At 67.5% G+C, this 22,543-nt stretch carries 23 protein-coding genes; 12 read left to right on the top strand and 11 right to left on the bottom strand.

Annotation, left to right across the window (positions count from 1 at the left end; translation table 11 throughout):
• Positions 1 to 83 precede the first annotated feature (83 nt).
• The 3 genes from GTH33_RS11325 to GTH33_RS11335 all read right to left on the bottom strand — a co-directional run bounded on the left by GTH33_RS11325 (position 84) and on the right by GTH33_RS11335 (position 2,083).
• Positions 84 to 677 (bottom strand): malonic semialdehyde reductase, encoded by a 594-nt coding sequence (locus GTH33_RS11325; protein ID WP_163958484.1) that lies wholly within the window; start codon positions 675 to 677, stop codon positions 84 to 86.
• Positions 677 to 1,252, bottom strand: a complete 576-nt coding sequence (locus GTH33_RS11330; RefSeq protein ID WP_163959955.1) for a NifU family protein — start codon at positions 1,250 to 1,252, stop codon at positions 677 to 679. The genes GTH33_RS11325 and GTH33_RS11330 overlap by 1 nt, the downstream gene beginning before the upstream one ends.
• Before the next feature lie 96 nt (positions 1,253 to 1,348).
• Entirely contained in the window at positions 1,349 to 2,083 is a 735-nt protein-coding gene (locus GTH33_RS11335; RefSeq protein WP_420853545.1) for an aspartyl/asparaginyl beta-hydroxylase domain-containing protein, read from the bottom strand.
• Between the two features lie 264 nt (positions 2,084 to 2,347).
• Between GTH33_RS11335 and GTH33_RS11340 the strand changes: the two genes are divergently transcribed.
• From GTH33_RS11340 to GTH33_RS11365, 6 genes are all read left to right on the top strand, one after another.
• Positions 2,348 to 5,221 carry a M16 family metallopeptidase gene (locus GTH33_RS11340; protein ID WP_163958486.1) on the top strand — a complete coding sequence of 958 codons (2,874 nt, stop codon included), beginning with the start codon at positions 2,348 to 2,350 and terminating at the stop codon, positions 5,219 to 5,221.
• A 167-nt stretch (positions 5,222 to 5,388) separates the two neighbouring features.
• Positions 5,389 to 6,249, top strand: a complete 861-nt coding sequence (panB, locus tag GTH33_RS11345) for a 3-methyl-2-oxobutanoate hydroxymethyltransferase (RefSeq protein ID WP_163958487.1) — start codon at positions 5,389 to 5,391, stop codon at positions 6,247 to 6,249.
• A gap of 97 nt (positions 6,250 to 6,346) precedes the next feature.
• A complete protein-coding gene (locus GTH33_RS11350; protein WP_163958488.1) occupies positions 6,347 to 7,099 on the top strand; it encodes a tetratricopeptide repeat protein in 753 nt (250 codons plus the stop codon).
• Positions 7,096 to 8,448 (top strand): outer membrane protein assembly factor BamB family protein, encoded by a 1,353-nt coding sequence (locus tag GTH33_RS11355; RefSeq protein WP_163958489.1) that lies wholly within the window; start codon positions 7,096 to 7,098, stop codon positions 8,446 to 8,448. The genes GTH33_RS11350 and GTH33_RS11355 overlap by 4 nt, the downstream gene beginning before the upstream one ends.
• Before the next feature lie 170 nt (positions 8,449 to 8,618).
• Complete coding sequence (gene der, locus GTH33_RS11360) at positions 8,619 to 9,992, top strand: ribosome biogenesis GTPase Der (protein WP_163958490.1); 1,374 nt, start codon at positions 8,619 to 8,621, stop codon at positions 9,990 to 9,992.
• Positions 9,993 to 10,081: 89 nt separating this feature from the next.
• Positions 10,082 to 10,507 (top strand): Hpt domain-containing protein, encoded by a 426-nt coding sequence (locus tag GTH33_RS11365; RefSeq protein WP_163958491.1) that lies wholly within the window; start codon positions 10,082 to 10,084, stop codon positions 10,505 to 10,507.
• Between the two features lie 246 nt (positions 10,508 to 10,753).
• Here the strand turns inward: GTH33_RS11365 and GTH33_RS11370 are convergent, their stop codons facing one another.
• Positions 10,754 to 11,452, bottom strand: a complete 699-nt coding sequence (locus GTH33_RS11370) for a type 1 glutamine amidotransferase (RefSeq protein WP_163958492.1) — start codon at positions 11,450 to 11,452, stop codon at positions 10,754 to 10,756.
• A gap of 374 nt (positions 11,453 to 11,826) precedes the next feature.
• Here GTH33_RS11370 and GTH33_RS11375 point away from each other — a divergent pair, with 374 nt between their 5' ends.
• Together GTH33_RS11375 and GTH33_RS11380 are read left to right on the top strand one after the other, a co-directional pair.
• Positions 11,827 to 12,483, top strand: a complete 657-nt coding sequence (locus tag GTH33_RS11375; RefSeq protein WP_163958493.1) for a peptidylprolyl isomerase — start codon at positions 11,827 to 11,829, stop codon at positions 12,481 to 12,483.
• Between the two features lie 66 nt (positions 12,484 to 12,549).
• Positions 12,550 to 12,924, top strand: a complete 375-nt coding sequence (locus tag GTH33_RS11380) for a glycine zipper 2TM domain-containing protein (protein WP_163959957.1) — start codon at positions 12,550 to 12,552, stop codon at positions 12,922 to 12,924.
• 91 nt (positions 12,925 to 13,015) lie between these two features.
• On the opposite strand, the gene bfr is transcribed toward GTH33_RS11380, so the two are convergent.
• From bfr to purL, 3 genes are all read right to left on the bottom strand, one after another.
• Positions 13,016 to 13,531 carry a bacterioferritin gene (gene bfr, locus GTH33_RS11385; protein WP_163959959.1) on the bottom strand — a complete coding sequence of 172 codons (516 nt, stop codon included), beginning with the start codon at positions 13,529 to 13,531 and terminating at the stop codon, positions 13,016 to 13,018.
• A gap of 112 nt (positions 13,532 to 13,643) precedes the next feature.
• The gene (locus GTH33_RS18195) at positions 13,644 to 13,814 is read right to left on the bottom strand and encodes a (2Fe-2S)-binding protein (protein WP_163958494.1); all 171 of its coding nucleotides are present in this window, start codon (positions 13,812 to 13,814) and stop codon (positions 13,644 to 13,646) included.
• 136 nt (positions 13,815 to 13,950) lie between these two features.
• Complete coding sequence (gene purL, locus GTH33_RS11395) at positions 13,951 to 16,170, bottom strand: phosphoribosylformylglycinamidine synthase subunit PurL (RefSeq protein ID WP_163958495.1); 2,220 nt, start codon at positions 16,168 to 16,170, stop codon at positions 13,951 to 13,953.
• Positions 16,171 to 16,349: 179 nt separating this feature from the next.
• On the opposite strand from purL, the gene GTH33_RS11400 reads away from it, so the two are divergent.
• Complete coding sequence (locus GTH33_RS11400; RefSeq protein ID WP_163958496.1) at positions 16,350 to 16,661, top strand: polyhydroxyalkanoic acid system family protein; 312 nt, start codon at positions 16,350 to 16,352, stop codon at positions 16,659 to 16,661.
• Between the two features lie 85 nt (positions 16,662 to 16,746).
• Here GTH33_RS11400 and fghA read toward each other — a convergent pair whose 3' ends face one another.
• From fghA to GTH33_RS11420, 4 genes are read right to left on the bottom strand one after another with little or no spacing between them, the layout of a single operon-like run.
• Positions 16,747 to 17,583, bottom strand: a complete 837-nt coding sequence (fghA, locus tag GTH33_RS11405) for an S-formylglutathione hydrolase (RefSeq protein WP_163958497.1) — start codon at positions 17,581 to 17,583, stop codon at positions 16,747 to 16,749.
• The gene (gene purU / locus GTH33_RS11410; RefSeq protein ID WP_163958498.1) at positions 17,580 to 18,449 is read right to left on the bottom strand and encodes a formyltetrahydrofolate deformylase; all 870 of its coding nucleotides are present in this window, start codon (positions 18,447 to 18,449) and stop codon (positions 17,580 to 17,582) included. The genes fghA and purU overlap by 4 nt, the downstream gene beginning before the upstream one ends.
• Entirely contained in the window at positions 18,449 to 18,832 is a 384-nt protein-coding gene (locus GTH33_RS11415; protein WP_163958499.1) for a VOC family protein, read from the bottom strand. Before GTH33_RS11415 ends, purU begins: the two co-directional genes overlap by 1 nt.
• Before the next feature lie 60 nt (positions 18,833 to 18,892).
• The gene (locus GTH33_RS11420; protein ID WP_163958500.1) at positions 18,893 to 19,999 is read right to left on the bottom strand and encodes an S-(hydroxymethyl)glutathione dehydrogenase/class III alcohol dehydrogenase; all 1,107 of its coding nucleotides are present in this window, start codon (positions 19,997 to 19,999) and stop codon (positions 18,893 to 18,895) included.
• Positions 20,000 to 20,119: 120 nt separating this feature from the next.
• On the opposite strand from GTH33_RS11420, the gene GTH33_RS11425 reads away from it, so the two are divergent.
• From GTH33_RS11425 to GTH33_RS11435, 3 genes are all read left to right on the top strand, one after another.
• On the top strand, positions 20,120 to 21,331 hold the full coding sequence (locus tag GTH33_RS11425) for an acetyltransferase domain-containing protein (RefSeq protein WP_243848307.1): 1,212 nt from the start codon (positions 20,120 to 20,122) through the stop codon (positions 21,329 to 21,331).
• Positions 21,332 to 21,397: 66 nt separating this feature from the next.
• On the top strand, positions 21,398 to 22,051 hold the full coding sequence (locus tag GTH33_RS11430; protein ID WP_249054866.1) for a PepSY-associated TM helix domain-containing protein: 654 nt from the start codon (positions 21,398 to 21,400) through the stop codon (positions 22,049 to 22,051).
• A 12-nt stretch (positions 22,052 to 22,063) separates the two neighbouring features.
• The gene (locus tag GTH33_RS11435) at positions 22,064 to 22,540 is read left to right on the top strand and encodes a DUF2271 domain-containing protein (protein ID WP_163958502.1); all 477 of its coding nucleotides are present in this window, start codon (positions 22,064 to 22,066) and stop codon (positions 22,538 to 22,540) included.
• Positions 22,541 to 22,543 lie beyond the last annotated feature (3 nt).

A 22,543-nucleotide genomic window follows, 5' to 3' on the forward strand; every position in this document is an offset into this window, starting at 1 on the left:
GGATGTGCCGTCTTACGCGATCCATGGACACGATTCCGGCCTACGCCGGGGGAGGGCGTGCGTGGTTCGACAGTGAAGCGCGTCTACGCGATGGTGTTGAACTTTGCGAAGGCGGGACGGGGCAAGCGGTCGAAGATGCTCGCGGGATCGCCGTGGCCGAGCGTAGAGATGAAATTGGTGCGCACCCCGGGCTGGTGGGCGAAGAACGCCTTGTCGACGGCGCCCTGATCGAACCCGGACATCGGGCCGGTATCGAGCCCCAATGCGCGCGCCGCCATGATGAAATAGGCGCCCTGCAGCGTCGAATTGCGAAACGCCGATGCCTCGCGCAATTCGGTATTGCCGTCGAACCATGCCTTGGCATCGGTGTGCGGGAACAGTTCGGGCAGATGATCGTGGAATTCCACGTCCATCGCGATGATGACGCTGACCGGCGCGTTGCGGATCTTCGGCTGGTTCTGCTGCGAGGTGCACGCGGCGAGCTTGTCCTTCGCCTCGTCGCTGGCGCACCAGACGAGGCGTGCGGGCAGCTGGTTGGCCGAGGTCGGCCCCCATTTCATCAATTCCCAGATCGCGTGCAGCTGATCCTCGCTGACCGGTTCGTCGGTGTAGGCATTGTAGCTGCGCGCCTTGCGGAAGATCGCGTCGAGCGCGTCGTCGGACAGGATCTGCGACATCAGACCGCCCTCACTTCGGTGACTTCGGGGACGTAATATTTCAGCAGCTGCTCGATGCCGTTCTTCAGCGTCGCACTGGACGAGGGGCAGCCGGCGCAGGCACCCTGCATCGCCAGGAACACCTTGCCCTTGTCGAAGCCCCGGTAGACGATGTCACCGCCGTCGTTGGCGACCGCGGGGCGGATGCGGGTGTCGATCAGTTCACGGATCTGCGCGACGATTTCGGCATCGGCGGGATCGTCCGTGGCGATCGGTTCGTCCGCGCCCGGCACGCTGAAGCCGGCGCTGCCCTGCCGGAACAGCGGCATGTTGGCGGCGAAATGATCGAGCAGGATGGCGAGCACGTCGGGTTTCAGGCTGTGCCATTCGACGCCGGGGGCGGCGGTGACGGACACGAAGTCGCGGCCGAAGAACACGCCGGTGACGTCGCCGAGCGCGAACAGCATCTCGGCGAGCGGGCTGGCGTCCGCTTCCTCAGGCGTGGCGAAGTCGCGCGTGCCCGCATCCATGACGATACGGCCCGGCAGGAACTTCAGCGTCGCCGGATTGGGGGTGGTTTCGGTCTCGATCAGCATGGCTGCCATGTGGACCGTGTCGGGCGGGCGATCAAGCGCAGTGGGGGAAAGGGTTTGTTTCCATCCCCCAATCCCCACCGGACCCGGGGGAGCACGTCAGGCCTCCAGCGCCTTCACCGCCGCATTCCAGCTGGCGATATTCTGGCGCGCCTCCTGCACGAAGGCGGAGCGGCGGACGAAGCCGAGGAACAGGTCGGCGAACCATTTGCCCGGATTGCGCAACGGCCGTTCGAACTGGACCAGCAGCACCACGCGGGTGCCGCCGGTGTCGTTCCACACCTCGTGATCGTAGGTATCGTCGAACACCAACGTCTCGCCCTCCGCCCAGCGGACGACCCGGTCGGCGACGCGCATGCGCACGTCGCCGTCGCGCGGCACGATCAGGCCGAGGTGGCAGGTGATGAGCCCCTTCGTCACCCCGCGGTGCGCCGGAATGTGGGTGCCGGGCGCGAGGATGGAGAAGAAGGCGCTGTTGAGGCCGGGGATGCGCTCGACCAGCGCCTGCGTCTTCGGACAGCGCGCCAGGTTCTCGTCGATCGGATAGCCGTAACCCCAAAGGAAGAACGAGCGCCATTTGCCGATCCGCGCGATCGAGCGATGGTCGGGCGAGATCGTGGCGAGGCTGGGCGCAGCGCCGGTCTGGCTGACCGCGATCGCTTCATCGCGAATGTCCTGCCAGTGATCGCGCAGCGATGCGGTCCAGCCGAAATCGCGGACGTCGAGCACCGGATCGGTGGCGACCAGCGAGGATGCACCGATCAGCCGGTCGAACACCCCGCGTAGGTGCTTGCCGATGCGGATGATGAACGGCCGACCGGGTTCGGCCTGCATCGCGACATCGGGTTCGGGCGCGCCGGGCACCAGCGTCAGCTCCGGCATCGCCGTCGCTTCGCCCGATTGCCGCCACATTGCGGCCTCCGCCTGCTTCCTTGCCACCGTCATCGCGAGCACCATCATCGAGTCGGCGGGGGTTGGATGCGCCGACTGTCGTCCCACGGTTGGCGCTAGACCCCTGCTGGGGCGAAATGATGACCGAAACGAGGGCGATACGGTCACGCTGGCGGCAGCGGGCGGCAGGCGCTACATGAGCGGCCTATGGCGTTCTTCCCCCGCGCATTCGCGCCCGTTCTCGTCCTCGCTCTCGCATCGACGGTCACCGCCCAGACCAAGGCGCCGGCGCCGGTCGCCGCTGCCGCTGCCGCTGCCGCGGTCAAGGTCGACCCCACCGCCTGGCTGTACAAGGGCAGCGACCTGCCGCACGACCCGGCGTGGGTGTTCGGCACGCTGCCCAACGGCCTGCGCTATGCGGTGCGCAAGAACGGCGTGCCGCCGGGGCAGGTGTCGATCCGCGTCCGCATCGATGCAGGCTCGCTGAACGAAAAGGACAGCGAGCGCGGCTATGCGCATTTCATCGAGCATCTGTCGTTCCGCGGATCGAAATACGTCCCCGACGGCGAGGCGAAGCGGGTGTGGCAGCGGTTCGGCGCGACCTTCGGGTCGGACAGCAACGCATCGACCACGCCGACGCAGACGCTGTACAAGCTCGACCTGCCGTCGGCGACCAACCAGACGGTCGATGAAAGCCTGAAGATCCTGTCGGGAATGATGGCCGCGCCGGCGCTGACCGATGCCGCCGTGTCGAGCGAACGTCCGATCGTGCTCGCCGAGCGGCGCGAGCAGCCCGGCCCGCAGGTCAAGCTGCAGGATGCGATGAACGGCCTGTTCTTCGCCGGCCAGCCACTCGCCAACCGCTCGCCGATCGGCACCGTCGAGACGCTGGAGGCGGCGAACGGCGCCAGCATCAAGGCGTTCCACGATCGCTGGTATCGCCCGGAAAACGCGGTCGTCATCATTTCGGGCGATATGGATGCAGCGACGCTCGGCCAGATGGTCACGACGCATTTCGCTGACTGGAAGGGGAATGGCCCCGCCAGCCCGGCGCTTGATTTCGGCAAGCCCGACCCCTCGCAGCCGACGTCGGCGACGCTGGTCGAACCGGGCCTGCCGCCGCTCGTCATGATGGGCGTGCTGCGGCCGTGGCAGTACAATGACGACACCAGGATCTTCAACCAGAAGCGGATGGTCGACACGATCGCGGCCAAGGTCATCAGCCGGCGGCTGGAACGGCGCGCGCGCGCCGGTGCCAGCTTCGTGCAGGCCGGCGTCGACCTCGACGACCGGTCGCGATCGGCGAACATGACGACGGTCATGATCCTGCCGGTCGGCGACCAGTGGGAACAGGCGTTGAAGGACGTGCGCGCGGTGATCGCCGACGCCCAGAATTCGGCCCCGACGCAGGCCGAGATCGACCGTGAATATGCCGATTACGAAGTCGCGATCCGCAACGGTGTCGAAACCGCGCGGGTCGAGGCGAGCGCCAAGCAGGCCGACGACATGGCCGGCGCGCTCGACATCCGCGAGACGGTGACCGCGCCCGAAAACAGCTATGCGATCCTGACCGACGCCAAGCAGAAGGGGATGTTCAACCCCGCCGCGGTGCTCGCCTCGTCGAAGAAGCTGTTCCAGGGCGATGCGACGCGTGCGCTCGTCAACACCCGCACCGCGGAAAAGGGGACGGCGGAAAAGCTTGCCGCCGCGCTGAAGGCGGACGTGTCCGCGCTGACGATCAAGCGCGCCAGTCAGGCGGCGGTCGATTTCAGCAAGCTGCCGGCGCTCGGCACCCCCGGCACGGTGGTGACGCGCACCCCGATCGACGGGTTGCCGGCCGAAAAGGTGGTGTTCGCGAACGGCGTGCGGATGCTGGTGTTCCCGAACCCCGACGACACCAACCGCGTGTTCGTGCGCGTACGCTTCGGCAACGGTTACAACGCCTTGCCCGCAAACCGGCCGAGCCCCGCATGGGCCGGCGACCTTGCGCTGATGGAAAGCGGGATCGGCAATCTGGGGCAGGACGACCTCGACCAGCTGACCGCGGGTCGCCAGCTCGGCCTAGATTTCGGCATCGACGAGGATACCTTTTCGATCGCCGCGCTGAGCAATCCCAAGGATTATGCCGACGAGCTGACGCTGATCGCCGCCAAGCTGGCGCATCCGCGCTGGGACGCGGCGCCGGTCGCGCGGGCGAAGTCGGCGGCGCTGACCGCGATCCCCGGCTATGATTCGTCGGCGGACGGGGTGTTGTCGCGCGATCTGGAAGGGTTGCTGCACGCCGGCGATCCGCGCTGGGCGACGCCCGACGCCAAGGCGGTCGACGCGCTGACGCCGAAAAGCTTCGAGGCGTTCTGGGCGCCGCTGCTCGCCAGCGGGCCGATCGAGGTCGACGTGTTCGGCGACGTGAAGGCGGACGAGGCGGTGGCCGCGGTGGCCAAGAGCCTGGGGGCGATCCCCGCCCGCACCGCGCCGACCGCCGCACCGCCGCCTGTGCGCTTTCCCGCCCACAATGCCACGCCGGTGCTGCGCTACCACAACGGCCCCGACAACCAGGCGAGCGCGGTCATCGCCTGGCCGATCGGCGCGGGCCTGACCGACATCGCCGAGGCGCGCCGGCTCGACGTGCTGGCGCAGGTGTTCAGCGATCGGCTGTTCGAGCGGATGCGGCAGGCGGCGGGCGCCAGCTACAGCCCCGGCGTCGCCAGCAACTGGCCCAAGGGGCTGCCCGGTGGCGGGCGGCTGATGGCGGTAAGCCAGGTGGCGCCCGCCAACGTCGGCCTGTTCTTCCGCCTGTCGCGTGAGATCGCGGCGGACCTGGCGAAGAACCCGGTCAGCGACGACGAACTCGCCCGGGTGAAGGGGCCGTTGCAGCAGGTCTATGCCCGGGCCTCGACCAGCAGCCTGTTCTGGCTGCGCGAACTGTCGGGCGGCGCCTTTGACGATCGCCGGCTGGAGGCGACCCGCCGCATCGGTCGCGACTTCGGTGACGTGACGCCCGCGGTGCTGCAGGCGACGGCGGCGAAGTATCTGGTGCCGGACAAGGACTGGACGCTGGCGGTGCTGCCCAGAAAGAAGTGAGCTGGGGCGGATCCGTCCCCGGCCGCCATCGCCGCGCGGGAATGCAGGCGATGGCCGGCGTGGCGCGATGGGGTTGGCCCACGCTCCGATCCGGTTCGTGGCGATGGCGGTGGATCGGTCCTCCGCCGGGGCTGGATCGACCGGGCGCACCCGATTAAGGTCGCGCCATGTCCACCACCTATACGATCGATACCGCGACCAGCCGCGCCACGCCGACACCCGCGCCGCTGAAGCGGTTGACGGTACCGGCGATCCGCCGTCGCAAGGGGGGCGAACCGCTGGTGATGCTCACCGCCTATACGGTGCGCACTGCGCAGCTGCTCGATCCGCATTGCGACATGCTGCTGGTCGGGGACAGCCTGGGGCAGGTCATCTATGGCCTGCCGTCGACGGTGCCGGTGACGCTGGAGATGATGGCGGCGCACGGCGCGGCGGTGGTGCGCGGCAGCTTCCACGCGGTGGTGGTCATCGACATGCCGTTCGGCAGCTACGAAGGATCTCCTCAGCAGGCGTTCGAGAGCGCGGCCTATCTGCTGAAGCAGACCGGCGCGGCGGCGGTGAAGCTGGAGGGCGGGGAGGCGATGGCACCGACGGTCCGCTTCCTTAGCGAACGCGGCATTCCGGTGATGGGGCATGTCGGCCTGACGCCGCAGGCGGTGAACGTCCTTGGCGGCTATGGCGCGCGCGGCAAGGACGAGGCGGAGGCGGCGAAGATCGTCGCCGATGCCACCGCCGTCGCCGACGCGGGCGCGTTTGCGGTGGTGATCGAGGGGGTGATGGAGCCGATCGCGATCCGCATCACCGATACCGTCGCCTGCCCGACGATCGGCATCGGCGCCTCGGCGCGCTGCGATGGACAGGTGCTGGTGGCGGAGGACATGCTGGGCCTGTTCGAACGCACCGCGCGCTTCGTGAAGCGCTACGACGATATGGCCGGCCGCATTTCCGCCGCAGCCGAAACCTATGCCGCTGAGGTCCGGGCGCGGAGCTTTCCGGGACCCGAGCAGATCTACCCGTCCAGGGGCTGATCCCGACCGGTCGTTACGCCACCTTTTGTTTCCCGGCCGTGACCGCTAAGGATGCGCGCCGTTCCCCTTTCCTCTGTCTCTTTGTCCGGAGCCCTCCTTGGCCCTTACGCCGCAAAACAACGAAGCGTTCCTGCGCGAGGTCGACGACGAGATGCGCCGCGACCAGCTGATGACGTTCTGGGAACGCTATGGCCGCTGGACGATCGCCGCGATCGTTCTGGCGCTCGTCGCCTTTGCCGGGGTGCTGTATTGGCAGCACCGCCAGAAGGAGGCCGCCGGCGTGCAGGGCGAGCAGCTCCAGGCGGCCTATGACGCGCTGGGCAACAGCCAGCCCGATCAGGCCGCCAAGGCGCTGGCGCCGATCGCCGCATCGGGTCGGGACGGCTACAAGGCGCTGGCGATGATGACCGAGGCCGACATCCTGCTCAGCAAGAAGCAGGACAAGGCCGCTGCCGCCAAGTTCGGCGCCATCGCGGCCGACAGCGGCATCGCGCAGCCGTTCCGCGACCTGGCGTTGATCCGCCAGACGGTCGCGGAATATGACACGCTGAAGCCGCAGGTCGTCATCGAACGGCTGCGTCCGCTGGCGGTCACCGGCAATCCCTATTTCGGCAGCGCCGGCGAACTGGTCGCGCTCGCCTATCTGAACAGCGGCCGCAAGGACCTGGCCGGACAGATGTTCGGCCAGATGGCCAAGGACGAAACGGTTCCCGAATCGATCCGTCAACGCAGCGTTCAGATGGCCGGCGCGATGGGCGCCGACGTGAATGCGAACGCCGCGGCCGACGTACGCGTCGTCACCCCCGCCAGCGTCCACGCCGCACAATCCAAGGAAGCACCTGCGCAATGATCGAGCATCGGGCCCGCCAGCGGACGACCACCTACCGGGCCAGCGTGGCGATCGCCGCGCTGATGGCGCTGTCCGCCTGCGGCGTGTTCAAGGGCGGTGGCCCCAAGAAGACGCCGACGGTCGGCGAACGCGTGCCGATCCTGGCGTCGGAGAGCGCGATCGAAGCGGACAAGACGATCGCCGACATCCAGGTGACGCTGCCCGCGGCCGCCCCAAATGATAGCTGGACCCAGCCGGGCGGCAATGCGGCCAAGTCGATGGGGCAGCTGACGCTCGCCGACGCACCGTCGCGCGCATGGCAGGCATCGATCAACGGCGGTTCGGCGCGCGAACGGCTCGGTGCCGCCCCCGTCGTGGCGGAGAACAAGCTGTTCGTCGTCGACGTCCAGGCCGTGCTCCACGCCTTTGCCGCCGACACCGGCGCGAAACTGTGGGAGGCACCGGTCAGCACCGGCGACCAGAACCGGCCGGCCCGCTTCGGCGGCGGCGTCAGCTATGAGGGCGGGCGCGTCTTCGCCACCGATGGCGTCGGCGACGTGGTCGCGTTCAATGCCGCGGACGGCAAGGAAGTCTGGCGCGGCAAGCCGGGTGGTCCGCTACGCGGCGCGCCGACCGTCGCCAACGGGTCGGTCTATGTCGAAAGCCAGGACAACCAGATCTTCGCGCTCGATCAGAGCGACGGCAAGGTGCAGTGGGCGCAGTCCGGCACGCTCGAAACGCAGGGCGTGTTCGGCGTCGCGGCGCCTGCGGCAAGCCAGGGCACGGTGGTCGCCGGCTTTTCGAGCGGCGAGCTGAACGCCTATCGCTACGAAAACGGCCGCGTCCTGTGGGGCGATGCCCTGTCGCGCACCTCGATCACCACGTCGGTGTCGAGCCTGTCGGACATCGATGCGGCACCGGTGATCGACAACGGCCGCGTCTTTGCAGTGGGGCAGGGCGGGCGCATGGTCAGCCTCGACCTCGCCACCGGCCAGCGGTTGTGGGAACAGAATTTCGCCGGCATCTCGACGCCGTGGATCGCGGGCGAATGGCTGTTCGTCGTCACCGACGATGCACGACTCGTCTGCCTCGCCCGGTCGAACGGTAAGGCGCGCTGGATCGCGCAATTGCAGCGCTTCAAGAACGCCAAGAAGAACAAGGGGCCGCAGGTCACCTGGTTCGGACCGGTGCTGGCGGGTAACCGGCTGGTGATGACCAATTCGCTGGGCCAGCTCGTCTATGCCTCGCCGAATGATGGCAGCGTCGTGACGACGGTGGACACCAAGGATGCATTCGCATTGCCGCCGATCGTGGCCAACGGCACGCTGTACACGCTGGGTCAGTCGGGCAAAATCTCGGCCTATCGTTGAGTCTGGCGCCTCCTCCGAAATAGGGGGGGGCGTCGCCTGGCGGGTGGTGACGGAGGGGGGCAGGCAAGACCATTGCCTCCCGCCCGCCGCGCCGACGCCCGCCCTACGCGGATCGGGGCTGACCAAGGTGTCGGTTCCCTTATCCCGCGACCTCTTCTAAGAGCGGGCGAATGTCCCGTCTTCCCACCGTCGCGATCGTCGGCCGTCCCAACGTCGGCAAGTCGACGCTCTTCAACCGCCTCGTCGGCAAGAAACTGGCGCTGGTCGACGATCGTCCCGGCGTCACCCGCGACCGGCGCGAGGGCGATGCGCATCTGATCGGCCTCGACTTTCGGATCATCGATACCGCGGGTTACGAGGATCACGACGCCCAGACGCTGCCCGGCCGCATGCGGTTGCAGACCGAGGCGGCGATCGGGCAGGCGGATGTCGCGCTGTTCCTGTTCGACGCGCGCGCCGGCATCGTGCCGCTCGACGAGGAAATCGCGCGCTGGCTGCGCTCGTCCTCGACCCCGGTGGTGCTCGCCGCCAACAAGGCGGAGGGCAAGGCCGGCGAGCAGGGTATCCTCGAATCGCTCAGTCTCGGATTCGGCGATCCGGTACAATTGTCCGCCGAGCATGGCGAGGGCATGGGCGATTTGTTCGAGGCGCTGCTGCCGCATATCGAGGCGGCGCTGGAGGCGATGCCCGAGGAAGAGGACGACGATCGTCCCGATGCACCGCTGAAGCTCGCCATCGTCGGCCGGCCGAATGCCGGCAAATCGACGCTCATCAACCGGATGCTGGGCGAGGACCGGATGATTACCGGCCCGGAGGCCGGAATCACCCGCGATTCGATCGCGGTCGACTGGTTGTGGCAGGACCCGAAGGGCGAACCGCGGCCGGTCCGGCTGATCGACACCGCCGGCATGCGCAAGCGCGCCAAGGTGCAGGACAAGCTGGAAAAGCTGTCGGTCGCCGATGCGCTGCACGCGGTGGATTTCGCCGAAGTCGTCGTGCTGCTGCTCGATGCGACGCTGGGGCTGGAGGCGCAGGACCTGCGCATTGCCGACAAGGTGCTGGAAGAGGGCCGCGCGCTCGTCATCGCGCTCAACAAATGGGATGTCGCAGAAAACGCCTCGTCGTTGTTCAACGGCGTCAAGCGCGCGCTGGAGGACGGCCTGTCGCAGGTGAAGGGCGTCACCGTGATGACCGTGTCGGCGGCGACCGGCAAGGGCATCGACCAGCTGATCCAGGCGTGTTTCGACACGCGCGAGGCGTGGTCAAAGCGGGTCGGCACCGGCGAGATGAACCGCTGGTTCGAACGCGCGATCGAGGCGAACCCGCCGCCCGCGCCCGGCGGCAAGCGGATCAAGATGCGGTACGTGACGCAGGTCAAGACGCGGCCACCCAGCTTCGTGATCTTCGGCACGCGCGTCGACCAATTGCCAGCAAGTTACGAACGCTATCTGGTGAATTCGATGCGCAAGGAACTGGGCTTTGGTGCCGTTCCGGTGCGGATCACCTTCCGCGCGCCGAAAAATCCCTTCGATAATAAGGACTGATGCGGCCCGTCGGCAACGTCGTGTTTACCGCTTTGCCCTAATCCTGCCTGCGAACATCGGTGGGGCATCCATCGCGCGGGGAGATAGCGGTGTCGTTCGAAGGCAGCACGTTGGTGGATTGGGTGGCGTTCGCCAAGGCGCGCGCCGAACTCGGCGCCGGGTTCGTGCGCATCCTGGGTTATTTCCGCGAGGATGGCGTCAAGTCCGTCGCCGCCATCGAACAGGCGATGCGCAGCAATAGCGCGGCGGCGATGGTGATCCCCGCCCATACGCTGAAGGGGGAATCGCGCCAGTTCGGCGCCGACCCGCTGGGTGCGCTGGCGGAGACGATCGAGGAGATCGCGCGCGACTGCGTCGAGCGGCAGGATAGCTGCGAAGAGGCACTGGAACACGTCGTCCGCCTGCGCCCGCTGTTCTTCGAAACGCTCAACCTGCTGGAACGCGAGGCCAATCCGCTGGTCTCGCGTCGTCCCGCCGGCGGCGGCGGCTTCGGGCGCAAGCCTGCCGGATATTGATTGCGGGCGAGGTGGTGGGAACGCTGACCGGCACACGGGAATGAGGGCGGCAGCATAGCGATCCGCCGGATGAGACGGAGCGCGCCGTGCCGATGACGCCTCCATTCGCAATGACGAACCCGGATCAAGCTGGTCCTGCGCGGTACGGCATCCGCGAATCGGGTGAGCATTACGGCATTGCGATACCGCGGGGCTGGATTGCGGCGTCGGGAAGCGGCGCCGTGTGCGACATCGCGCCAGTGCCGTTCAGGCCGACGATCCGGTTTCAAGATACCGATTAAGCCACGCGCCGATGGCGGCATTGTCGCTGGCCCCGTCCAGCGAGCGGGTGGCGGCGGCGCGTAACGCATCGCCGATGTCGGGCGCCGTATGCGCCGCGATCAGGGCTTGGCTGTAATCCGCATCGAATTCGGGGTGGAATTGCAGCGTCAACGCCTGACCGTCGGCATAGGCAAGCGCCGCGCACGGCGTGAACCCGTTCGATGCCAGCACGCGCGCACCGGCGGGTGCCTGCGTCACCTGATCCTGATGCGACGCCATCGCCACCACCTGGCCGGCCAGCCCTGCGACCGGTGCCGCCAGATCGTAGCGGCTGAGGCCCAGACCCCAACCCTGCGGTGCCTTGACCACGGTGCCGCCGAAGGCGTGGGCGATGGCCTGATGCCCGAAACAGATGCCGATCAACCGCGCATGGCCCCGCGCCGAGCGCAGGAATGCTGCAAGTGCGTCCACCCAGTCGAGGCCATCGTTCACGCCGGCGGCAGACCCGGTAACGACATAAGCGTCGCACTCCGTCGCCACCGCCGGCAACGTGCCGGCGCGAACGTCGTACCTGGAATAACGATGATCCGGTCCGAGCAGTCGCGCGACCATGTCAGGATAAAGGCCATGCGTCCGCGCCAGATCACCCGGAGGCGCGCCCGTCGCGAGGATGCCGATGTGCATGATGGACGCTCCGACACGGTCGTCTGACGAAACGGCGGGGGAGAATCCGATACGCCGCTGGACTCGATCCCCCGCGTCCCGATCGCGCCGGTGCCGGTTTCACCGGCGGGCTCCACTCCGTATATCTCGTTGACGGCGCGGTCTGGACAGCCGTCCCCTACGCCGGATCGCGGCCAAAAAAAAGGCCGGTCAAAGACCGGCCGAAAAGTTTTTAGGAGAGGATGCCTGAAAGGCACAGTCGTTGTGCATCGCAGCACGAAACGAAGCAATTGCAAAAAGTGCAATCCAGCATTCGTTTGTCGCAATCGTAGCGCTACCATCTGTGGGTACGGCGCGGTTGCACGAAGCGGCACATCCGCATAGCGAGGCTGGCGATGCGTGTTCCGCTGATTCTGCTCGCAATTGCAGCGCTGGCCACCGCCGCGCCGGCCGCCGCTCCCCGCGACCCGGCGGTCGTCCGCGTGCGGCTCGACACCCCCTACGGCCCGATCGTGCTGGCGCTGGAAGCGCGACGGGCGCCGAAGACCGTCGCCAACTTCATGGGCTATGTCGACGACAAGCGCTTCGACGGGATGAGCTTCTATCGCTCCGCCCGCAATCGCAGCGCCCCGACCTATGGCTTCATCCAGGGCGGTATCCGCACCGACGCGCGGCGCATCCTGCCGCCATTCCCGCTCGAAACGACGGCGATGACCGGGATCAGGCATGTCGACGGCACGATCTCGATGGCGCGCCGGGCAGAGGCGGGGTCCGCCGGCGGCAATTTCTTCATCACCGTGGGCGCGATGCCCAGCATGGATGCAAAGGGCAGCTATCCCGGCTATGCGGCGTTCGGCCATGTCGTGTCCGGCATGCCCGTGGTGAAGCGCATCCTGGCGTTGCCGACCGGCGGGGGCATGGGCGGGCAATTGCTGCTGCGGCCGATCAGGCTGGTCGCCGCACGCCGCCTGAACGGTACGCCGCACCCGACCGGGCTGGTCAAGCCATGGCTGGTCAAGACCAAGGCCGCACCCCGGCCGCCGGGGAAATAGGTCAGCCACGGCAACCAAACGTGGCGGCTGCGGTTATCCTGCATCATCCCTGCAGGAGGACCAATGATGAAGACCGGATTGCTCGCTGTACTCGCCACTATCGCCATGGCATCGCCCGTCGCCATGACCCCCGCCGCCGCGCAGCGGGGCGACCATCGTTGGCAGGGCGACAACGGCCGCAACTGGGAACCGTCGGAGCATTACCGCTCGGGCAAATATCGCGAGCGTCGCCTGGGCCGCAACGATCGCATCTACAAGGGCCGGGACGGTCGTGCCTATTGCAAGCGTAACGACGGCACCACCGGTCTGGTCGTCGGCGCGCTCGGTGGCGGCGTGCTAGGCAATCTGGTCGGCGGCGGTACGCTCGGCACGCTGCTCGGCGCGGGTGGCGGCGCGGTGCTGGGCCGATCGATCGACCGCGGCAATGTGAAGTGTCGCTGATCTGAGCGACGGGGCGGCCATGGGCTGCTCCGAAGCCTAGACGCTTCGATCATCGGGCGGCGGTCTGCAAACCGCCGCCCGATGTATAACGTCAGCCCTTCAAGTACGGGGCAGCGCCCGACTTGGGCGAATCATGTTCGCTGATCGAATTCAGCTGCACGTAATTGTGGATGCCCATCCGTTCGATCATCTCGAACTGGCGTTCCAGCGTATCGACATGCTCCTCCTCGCTGGCGAGGATCCGCGCGAACAGGTCGCGGCTGATATAGTCCTTCACCTCTTCGCAATAGGCGATCGCGCCCTTCAGCTGGACGACGGCTTCCAGCTCCATCGCGAGATCGGAACGCAGCACCTCTTCGACGGTCTCGCCGATGCGCAGGCGGCCGAGCAGCTGGAAGTTGGGCAGTCCGTCGAGGAACAGGATGCGCTCCGACAGCCAGTCGGCGTGCTTCATCTCGTCGATCGATTCCATCCGCTCATATTGGGCGAGCTTGTAGACGCCCCAATGGTCGAGCATCCGGTAATGGAGCCAATATTGATTGATCGCAGTGAGTTCGTTCTTGAGCGCTTCGTTCAAGAATTCGATGACCCGCGGGTCGCCCTTCATCGCCATGACTCCAACACCTTTCGGATCGTTACCAGGCGGGTCTAGGCGTCAAACCACTATTGCGGCAACCCCGAAAGTGGCGGATTTCTGCGGTTTTATTGACTTGCGAACGTCAGGCAGCAGCGAGTTCGGTATCGATAATGGCTCGCGCTACCACCGTGCATTGCCCGCATTTCGCCTGGCATCCCAACGAGCGATACGCCTGACACGCGGTCATGCAGCCGCTGCGTGCCGCTGCACGGACCTGGGATTCCCGAATGGCATTGCAGACGCAGACGACCATGGATGCTCCTTCGCTTCGCCCATCCGAATAGGGCTAATGCGAGGCGCTCGCAAGTCATTATGCGACTGATTCGCAGTCGCTGGCGCACGGTTCGTCGCAACCCGATCCCGCGCGCCAGACGATCCGGATTCGCCGGTCAGGCCAGCGCGGCGTCGGCCCCCATCAACCGGGGGAAGAAGCCTTCGTGCGCGGTGCGCAGATCGTCGAGCGTCACCACGTCGTCGCGGTCGGGGCGTTCGAAGATCAGCCGCTTGCCACCGGTGCGACCCAGCGGCTCCGCCTCGACGCCCGCGGCATGGGCGGCGCCCAGGAAGTCGAGCAGGGCATGGTCCTGCACCGTCACCACATAGACGCCCTGATCCTCGGCGAAGAACGACCGTGCACAGCCGAACGGCTGCTTGCGATCGATCATCGCGCCGATGCCGCCGGCCAGTGCCATTTCGGCAATCGTCACCGCGATGCCGCCATCCGACACGTCGTGCACCGCCGACAGCCAGCCATCGGTGATCGCGGCGCGGATCAGGTCGCCCGCCTTGCGCTCGGCGTCGAGATCGACCGGCGGGGGAGGGCCTTCCTCGCGGCCATGGCATTCGCGCAGGTACAGCGACTGGCCAAGGTGGCCGCCGCGCGCACCGACGACGAGGATCATGTCGCCCGTCCCCTTGAAGGCGATCGTCGCGTTTTTCGTCCAGTCCTTGAGCAGGCCGACACCGCCGATCGCGGGCGTTGGCAGGATCGCGGAACCGCCGCCGGTCGCCTTGGATTCGTTGTACAGGCTGACGTTCCCCGACACGATCGGAAAGTCCAATGCCCGGCACGCCTGCGCCATGCCATCGAGGCAGCCGACGATCTGGCCCATGATCTCGGGCCGCTGCGGATTGGCGAAGTTGAGGCAGTTGGTGATCGCCAGCGGCGTCGCGCCGACCGCGGTCAGGTTGCGCCACGCCTCGGCGACCGCCTGCTTGCCGCCCTCGACCGGGTCGGCGAAGCAATAGCGCGGGGTGCAGTCGGTGGTGATCGCCAGTGCCTTGGTCGTTCCGTGGACGCGGACGACCGCACTGTCGCCGCCCGGTGCCTGCACCGTGTCGGCGCCGACCATGTGGTCGTATTGCTCCCAGATCCAGCGGCGGCTGGCGACATCGGGCGACCCCATCAGCGTCAGCAGGTCCCTGGCGATATCGCCGCTCTCGGGCACGTTTTCCAGCGGCGCCGGCGCAGGCGTCGGGACGTGCGGACGGTCGTATAGCGGCGCTTCGTCGGCGAGCGGCCCCAGCGGGATGTCGCAGACGATTTCGCCCCGCCACTTCAGCACCATCCGCTCGGTATCGGTAACGTGGCCGATGACCGCGAAGTCGAGTTCCCACTTGCGGAAGATCGCCTCCGCCTCGCCCTCGCGGCCGGGCTTCAGCACCATCAGCATGCGCTCCTGCGATTCGGAGAGCATCATCTCGTACGGGGTCATGCCGGTTTCGCGCTGGGGAACGTCGTCCATCACCAGTTCGATGCCGACGCCGCCCTTCGACGCCATCTCGACCGACGATGACGTCAGGCCGGCGGCCCCCATGTCCTGGATCGCGACGATCACGTCGGTCGCCATCAGTTCCAGGCACGCCTCGATCAGCAGCTTTTCGGTGAAGGGGTCGCCGACCTGCACCGTCGGGCGCTTGGCGTCGGCATCCTCGCCGAAATCGGCGCTCGCCATCGTCGCGCCGTGGATGCCGTCGCGCCCGGTCTTGCTGCCGACATAGACGATCGGATTGCCGATGCCGCTGGCGGCGGAATAGAAAATCTTGTCCTGATCGGCGATCCCGACCGTCATCGCATTGACTAGGATGTTGCCGTCATAGGCGGGATGAAAGTTCACCTCGCCCCCGACGGTCGGCACGCCAACGCAATTGCCATAGCCGCCGATGCCATGGACGACGCCGCTGATCAGGTGGCGCATCCTGGGGTGCGTCGGCGATCCGAAGCGCAACGCGTTCATGTTGGCGATCGGCCGCGCGCCCATCGTGAACACGTCACGCAGGATGCCGCCGACGCCGGTCGCCGCGCCCTGGTAGGGTTCGATGTACGAGGGGTGGTTGTGCGATTCCATCTTGAAAATCGCGGCCTGGTTGTCGCCGATGTCGATCACGCCGGCGTTCTCACCGGGGCCGCAAATCACCTGCGGCCCTTCGGTGGGGAGCTTCTTGAGGTGGATGCGGCTCGACTTGTAGCTGCAATGCTCGGACCACATGACCGAAAAGATGCCGAGTTCGACAAGGTTGGGTTCGCGACCCAGCGCGTGCAGCACGCGCTCATATTCCTCGGGGGACAGGCCATGGTCGGCGACGATCTGGGGCGTGATCTCGGTCATGCGCGCGCCTTAGCGAGGCTCGGCGGTTTCGTCACCTGTCCGTGGAGCCTCCCGCGTCCCGCGCCAGGTTCGCGAAGGCAACGGCGGCGCGCACGCACAGAGGGGGGCGGGGATTTCACCTTGCCCGGCCGGCGCGGGGCGGGCGATAGCGCGCGCCGCCCATCCAACGAAGGACCATCATGGCCAACATTCCGTTCGACATCCCCCACGCGCTCGGCAAGGACGAGGCCCGCCGCCGCATCGATGCGGGATTGCCCCGGCTCGCGCAGCATATCCCCGGCGGCGGCACGGTCGATGCGGACTGGACCGGGGCCGACACGCTGGCAATGGCGATCGTCACGATGGGGCAGAAGGTCGCGGTCGACATGACCGTCGGCGAAGCGAACGTCGACGGCACGGTCAAGGTGCCGATGATGCTGGCGATGATGTCCGGTCCGATCGCCGAATTCGTGAAGACCAGCGCGGAAAAGATGCTGGCGAAACCGGCCTGATCCTCACGCAGCTCGTCCGGCCGCCTGCGATCGCGGGCGCCGGGCGTTGCGCGCGCGGCGGCCGGTGGCCCCGCGCGTCGGAACGCTATCGCAGTCGCTCGGCATGCCAGCGCAGATGGTCGGGCATGAAGGTCGCGATGAAATAATAGCTATGGTCGTATCCCGGCTGCAGCCGCAGCGTCAGGTCGATCCCCGCTGCCCGGCAGGCATCGGCCAGCCGCTGCGGCTGCAGCTGATCGGCCAGGAACTGATCCGCGTCGCCTTGGTCCACCAGCAGCGCCGGCACGCGCGCGCCATCCTCGATCAGCGCCACCGCGTCATGCGCCCGCCATGCCGCCGGGTCGTCGCCCAGATAGCCGCCCAACGCCTTTTCGCCCCACGGCACCTGTCCGGGCGCGACGATCGGTGCGAAGGCCGACATCGCGCGGAACCGGTCGGCGAAGGTCAGGCCGATGGTCAGCGCGCCATGGCCCCCCATCGAATGCCCCATGATCGACTGGCGCGTCATGTCGGCGGGGAAATGCGCGCCGACCAGCGCCGGCAATTCCTCCGTCACATAGGTCCACATGCGGAAATGCGGCGTCCAGGGCGCTTGCGTCGCATCGACGTAGAAGCCCGCACCCTGGCCCATGTCGTACGCAGGATCGTCCGCCACGCCATCGCCGCGCGGCGAGGTGTCGGGCGCGACCAGGATCAGCCCCAGCTCGGCGCAGGCGCGCCGATAGTCGCCCTTGTCGGTGACGTTGGCGTGGGTGCAGGTGAGGCCAGACAGATACCAGACCACCGGCAATGTCTCGCCCTCGTCATGCGGGGGGACGTAGACCGAAAAGGTCATCGGCGTTCCCGTCGCGCTCGATGCGTGGGTGTAGACGCCCTGCGTCCCGCCACAGGCGCGCGCCTTCGACACCGTCTCGATCGTCATCTGAACACCACCGTCCTGTTGCCGTTGAGGAACACCCGCCGTTCGCCGACCCAGGCGACCGCACGGGCGAGCACCTGCGATTCGATGTCGCGGCCGATGCGGATAAGGTCGTCGACGCTGGCGCGATGATCGACCCGCTCCACCGCCTGTTCGATGATCGGCCCTTCATCGAGGTCCGAGGTGACGAAATGCGCGGTCGCCCCGATCAGCTTCACGCCGCGGGCATGCGCGCGGTGATAGGGTTGCGCGCCCTTGAAGCCGGGCAGGAAGCTGTGGTGGATGTTGATGCACCGCCCCTCCAGCGCGGCGACCAGCCCCGGGCCCAGCACCTGCATGTAGCGCGCGAGGACGAGGTAATCCGCTCGCGCCTCCGCCATCAGCGCGACGATCGCCGCTTCCTGCCGGTCGCGCGTGTCCGCCGTCACCGGCAGGTGATGCCAGGGCAGTCCGTGCCATTGCACCAGCGGGCGCAGGTTCTCGTGGTTGGATAGCACGCCGACGATCTCGACCGGCAGCGCGCCGGTCTGCCAGCGGTGGAGCAGGTCGTTGAGGCAGTGCGAGCCCCTGGACACCGCGATCAGCACCCGCGGGCGATCCGCGGCGGCATGCAGGCTCCAGTCGAACGCGAACCGGGCGGCGACGGGCGCCAGCGCCGCTTCGATCCCCGCGCGATCGGCGGGATAGCGCCCGCCGCCGCGTACGAAGGCGACGCGCATGAAGAAGCGCCCAGTCTCCAGATCGGCATATTGCTGGCTGTCGACGATGAAGCCGTCGATGGCGGCCAGCGCGCCGGACACCGCGGCGACGATGCCGACGCGGTCCTGGCACGCCAACGTCAGCACCTGGACCGCGCGGCGTTCGGTCATCAGGCGGAAACGCGGTGCATCGCGCACACCTTGTTGCCGGCAGGATCGCGCAGATACGCAAGGTAGAGCGGCCCGAACGGCGATTGCCGCACGCCCGGCGCATCCTCGATCGCGGTGCCGCCGGCGGCAACGCCCGCCGCATGCCAGGCGTCGGCGGCCTCGGGCGAGGCGGCGGCGAAGCCGATCGTGCCGCCATTGGCATGGCAGGCCGGCTCGCCGTTGATCGGCCTGGTGAGGATCAGGATGCCGCCGTCGTGCACATAGGCGGTACGGCCCATCGGATCGGCGCGTCCGGCCGCACCGCCGAGCGCGCCGAGCGTGGCGTCATAGAACGCCTTGGACGCGGCCATGTCGTCGGTGCCGATCATGATGTGGCTGAACACTCCGTCTCTCCTTCGTTATGATTGAACCTGTCTGTGCCGTGTTACCGCGGCATGGCAATATCAATAGATCACCACGGACCGGATGCTCGTCCCCGCGTGCATCAGGTCGAAACCCGTGTTGATCTCGTCCAGCGTCAGCCGGTGGGTGATCATCGGATCGATCTGGATCATCCCGTCCATGTACCAGTCGACGATCTTGGGCGTGTCGGTCCGCCCGCGCGCGCCGCCGAAGGCAGTGCCGCGCCAGTTGCGCCCGGTCACCAGCTGGAACGGCCGGGTCGCGATCTCCTTGCCCGCTTCGGCGACGCCGATCACGACGCTCGTCCCCCAGCCGCGGTGGCAGCATTCCAGCGCCTGGCGCATCACGTCGGTGTTGCCGGTGCAATCGAAGCTATAGTCCGCGCCGCCGTCGGTCAGCGCCACGATATGCGCGACGATATCGCCGACCGCCTTCGGGTTGGCGAAGTGGGTCATGCCGAACTTGCGGCCCCATTCTTCGCGATCGGGATTGATGTCGACGCCGACGATCATCTTCGCGCCCGCCAGCTTCGCGCCCTGGATGACATTGAGGCCGATGCCGCCCAGCCCGAACACCACGACGGTGTCGCCCACCTGCACCTTGGCCGTGTTGACGACCGCGCCGACGCCCGTCGTCACGCCGCAGCCGACATAGCAGCTGGTGTCGAACGGCGCGTCCTTGCGGATGTTCGCGACCGCGATCTCGGGCAGCACGGTGAAGTTCGAGAATGTCGAACAGCCCATGTAGTGAAAGATCGGCTGCCCCTTGTAGCTGAAGCGCGTCGTGCCGTCGGGCATCACGCCCTTGCCCTGCGTCGCGCGGATCGCGGTGCACAGGTTGGTCTTCTGGCTGAGGCACGACTTACACTGGCGGCATTCGGGCGTGTAGAGCGGGATGACATGGTCGCCGACCGCGACGCTCGTCACCCCCGCGCCGATCTCGCGGACGATGCCCGCGCCTTCATGCCCCAGCACGCTCGGGAACAGGCCCTCGCTGTCCAATCCGTCGAGCGTATAGGCATCGGTGTGGCAGATCCCGGTCGCCATGATCTCGACCAGCACTTCGCCGGCCTTGGGACCCTCAAGGTCGAGCTCGACGATCTCGAGCGGGCGCTTGGCTTCGAACGCGACGGCAGCGCGGGTCTTCATCGGGGTCACTCCGGGACGTTTGGCGATATCGCGGTTACCGTCCGACCGGCCCGGGTGGCAAGCGGGATCACTGGCGGCGGAGGTTGCCCTAGACGTGATAACATATCATAGCGCGACGTCATGGCTACCGACACGATCGCTCCACCCGCCCATAACGCGAGCCCGCCCGCATCGATCGTGGGCGCGAGCCCAGCTGCACCGACCATGGCCGCCAATGCCCGCATCGGCGCGATCGATGGCCTGCGCGGCCTCGTCATGCTGTTGATGCTGGTCGACCACGCGCGCGAGACCTTCTTCTACGGCCATCAGGTCGCCGACCCGATGGACCTTGCCGCGACGTCGCCCGGCCTGTTCTTCACCCGGCTGGCGGCGCATCTGTGCGCACCGGTCTTCGTCGCGCTGACCGGCCTTGCCGCCTGGCTGTACGGCGCAAGGCGTCCTGCCGCCGAAACCGCCGCATTCTTGGTGAAGCGCGGCCTGTTCCTCATCGTGCTGGAACTGACCGTCGTCGGCTTCGCCTGGACCTTCGCATGGCCGCCGACGACGGTGTTCCTGCAGGTGATCTGGGCGATCGGCTGGTCGATGATCGCGCTCGCCGCGCTGGTCCACCTGCCGCGCGGGTGGATCGCGGGCATCGGCGGCGTCATCGTCGTCGGGCATAATCTGCTCGATCCGATCGCCTTCGCGCCCGGCCAGCCCGGTCATACGCTGTGGGCGATCCTGCACGACCGTGGGTATATCGACCTGTGGGAGGGGGCGAGGGCGCGCACCTCCTACCCCGTCCTGCCATGGATCGGCGCGATCGCGCTCGGCTATGCGATCGGGCCGTGGTTCGCGGCGAGCGTGTCCGCCGACACCCGTACCCGCAACCTGCGCATCTGCGGCATCGCCGCATTGGTCGGCTTTGCGATCGTTCGCGGGCTGAACGGTTATGGCGATCCCACCCCTTGGCACGCCGGCGACACGCCGCTCGCGACGGCGATGAGCGTGCTCAACGTCACCAAATACCCGCCCTCGCTCGATTTCCTGCTGCTGACGCTGGGCGTCGGCGCGTTGGTGCTGTCGGCGTGGCCGGAACGGGCAGGGCGCTGGCTCGCCGTGCTCGGCAGCGCGCCGCTATTCTTCTACGTCGTGCACCTCTACGTCCTTCACCTCGTGCGCATTGCCGCGGCCGCCGCAGTGGGCGTGCCGACCGCGGAACTGCATGACGTTCCCTCGGTCGCGTGGCTGTGGCTGATCGCGGCGCTCCTCGCCCCGCCGCTCTGGCTCGCGACCCGCTGGTTCGCGCGGCGCAAACAGGCGAGCGGGGCATGGTGGATGCGCTACCTCTGACAGGTGCGGATGATAATCATTCGCAAGAGAGTTGAACTGTTGCCCCGCCGCGGCTAGTCGATGCGGGTGACCCGCAGCGAATCCGCCCCCCAGCCCGCCGTCCGCAAGCGCAAGAGCAAATGGCGCGGCTGGTGGCTCAAGCAATTGCACAGCTGGCACTGGATGAGTGCGGCGATCTCGCTGGTCGGCATGCTGCTGTTCGCCGCGACCGGCATCACGCTCAACCATGCCGCCTCGATCGGCGCGACCCCGGTGGTCACCGACAGGGCAGGGACGCTGCCGCCGCCGCTGCTTCGCACGCTGAGGACGCCCGCCGCCACCGATGCGCCGCTGCCCGCGCCGGTCGCCGCCGCGGTGGACCGCGCCGTCGGCCTCGATCCCGCCGGCCGCCCGGGTGAATGGTCGGACGCCGACGTCTATGTCGCGCTGCCCCGGCCGGGCGGCGATGCCTGGGTCAGCATCGATCGGGCCAGCGGCGCGATCACTTCGGAAACCACCAGCCGCGGCTGGATCGCCTATCTCAACGACCTGCACAAAGGGCGCAATGCGGGCGGCGCGTGGAGCTGGTTCCTGGATATCTTCGCGGGCGCCTGCATCCTGTTCACGCTCACCGGGCTGCTGCTGCTCCAGCTGCACGCCCGCCACCGCCCGACGACGTGGCCGATCGTGGCCGCCGGCGTCGTCATCCCGACCGTCCTGATCCTAGTCTTCATCCACTAAAAGGGGGAAACCATGCGTCCGACCACCTTCGCGTTGCTCGGCGGCGTCATCGCCGCGCCGGCGAGCGCCTCGACCGTCACCATCACCATCCCCAAACAGGATGTCGCCGAATATCACCGCCCCTATGTCGCCATGTGGGTCGAGCCGGCCGGCGGCGGTGCCGCCCGTACCGTCGCTTTGTGGTACGAAACGAAAAAGACCGGCAAGGAGGCCGGCACCAAATACCTCGCCGACCTGCGCTCCTGGTGGCGCAAGGGCGGCCGGTCGATGACCGTCCCCGCCGATGGCGTCAGCGGCGCCACCCGCGCGCCCGGCCAGTACAGCGTCAAGCTGCCCGACCTGAAGCCCGGCCAATACGTACTGAACGTCGAGGCGGCGCGTGAAACGGGGGGCCGCGAACTCGTGACGCTGCCGCTGACCGTGCCCGCCCCCAATGCCCGCGCCGCCGGCAAGTCCGAACTCGGCGCCATCACGCTCTCCGCCCGCTGAAAG

The organism is Sphingomonas insulae, assembly GCF_010450875.1.
Lineage (GTDB): Bacteria > Pseudomonadota > Alphaproteobacteria > Sphingomonadales > Sphingomonadaceae > Sphingomonas > Sphingomonas insulae.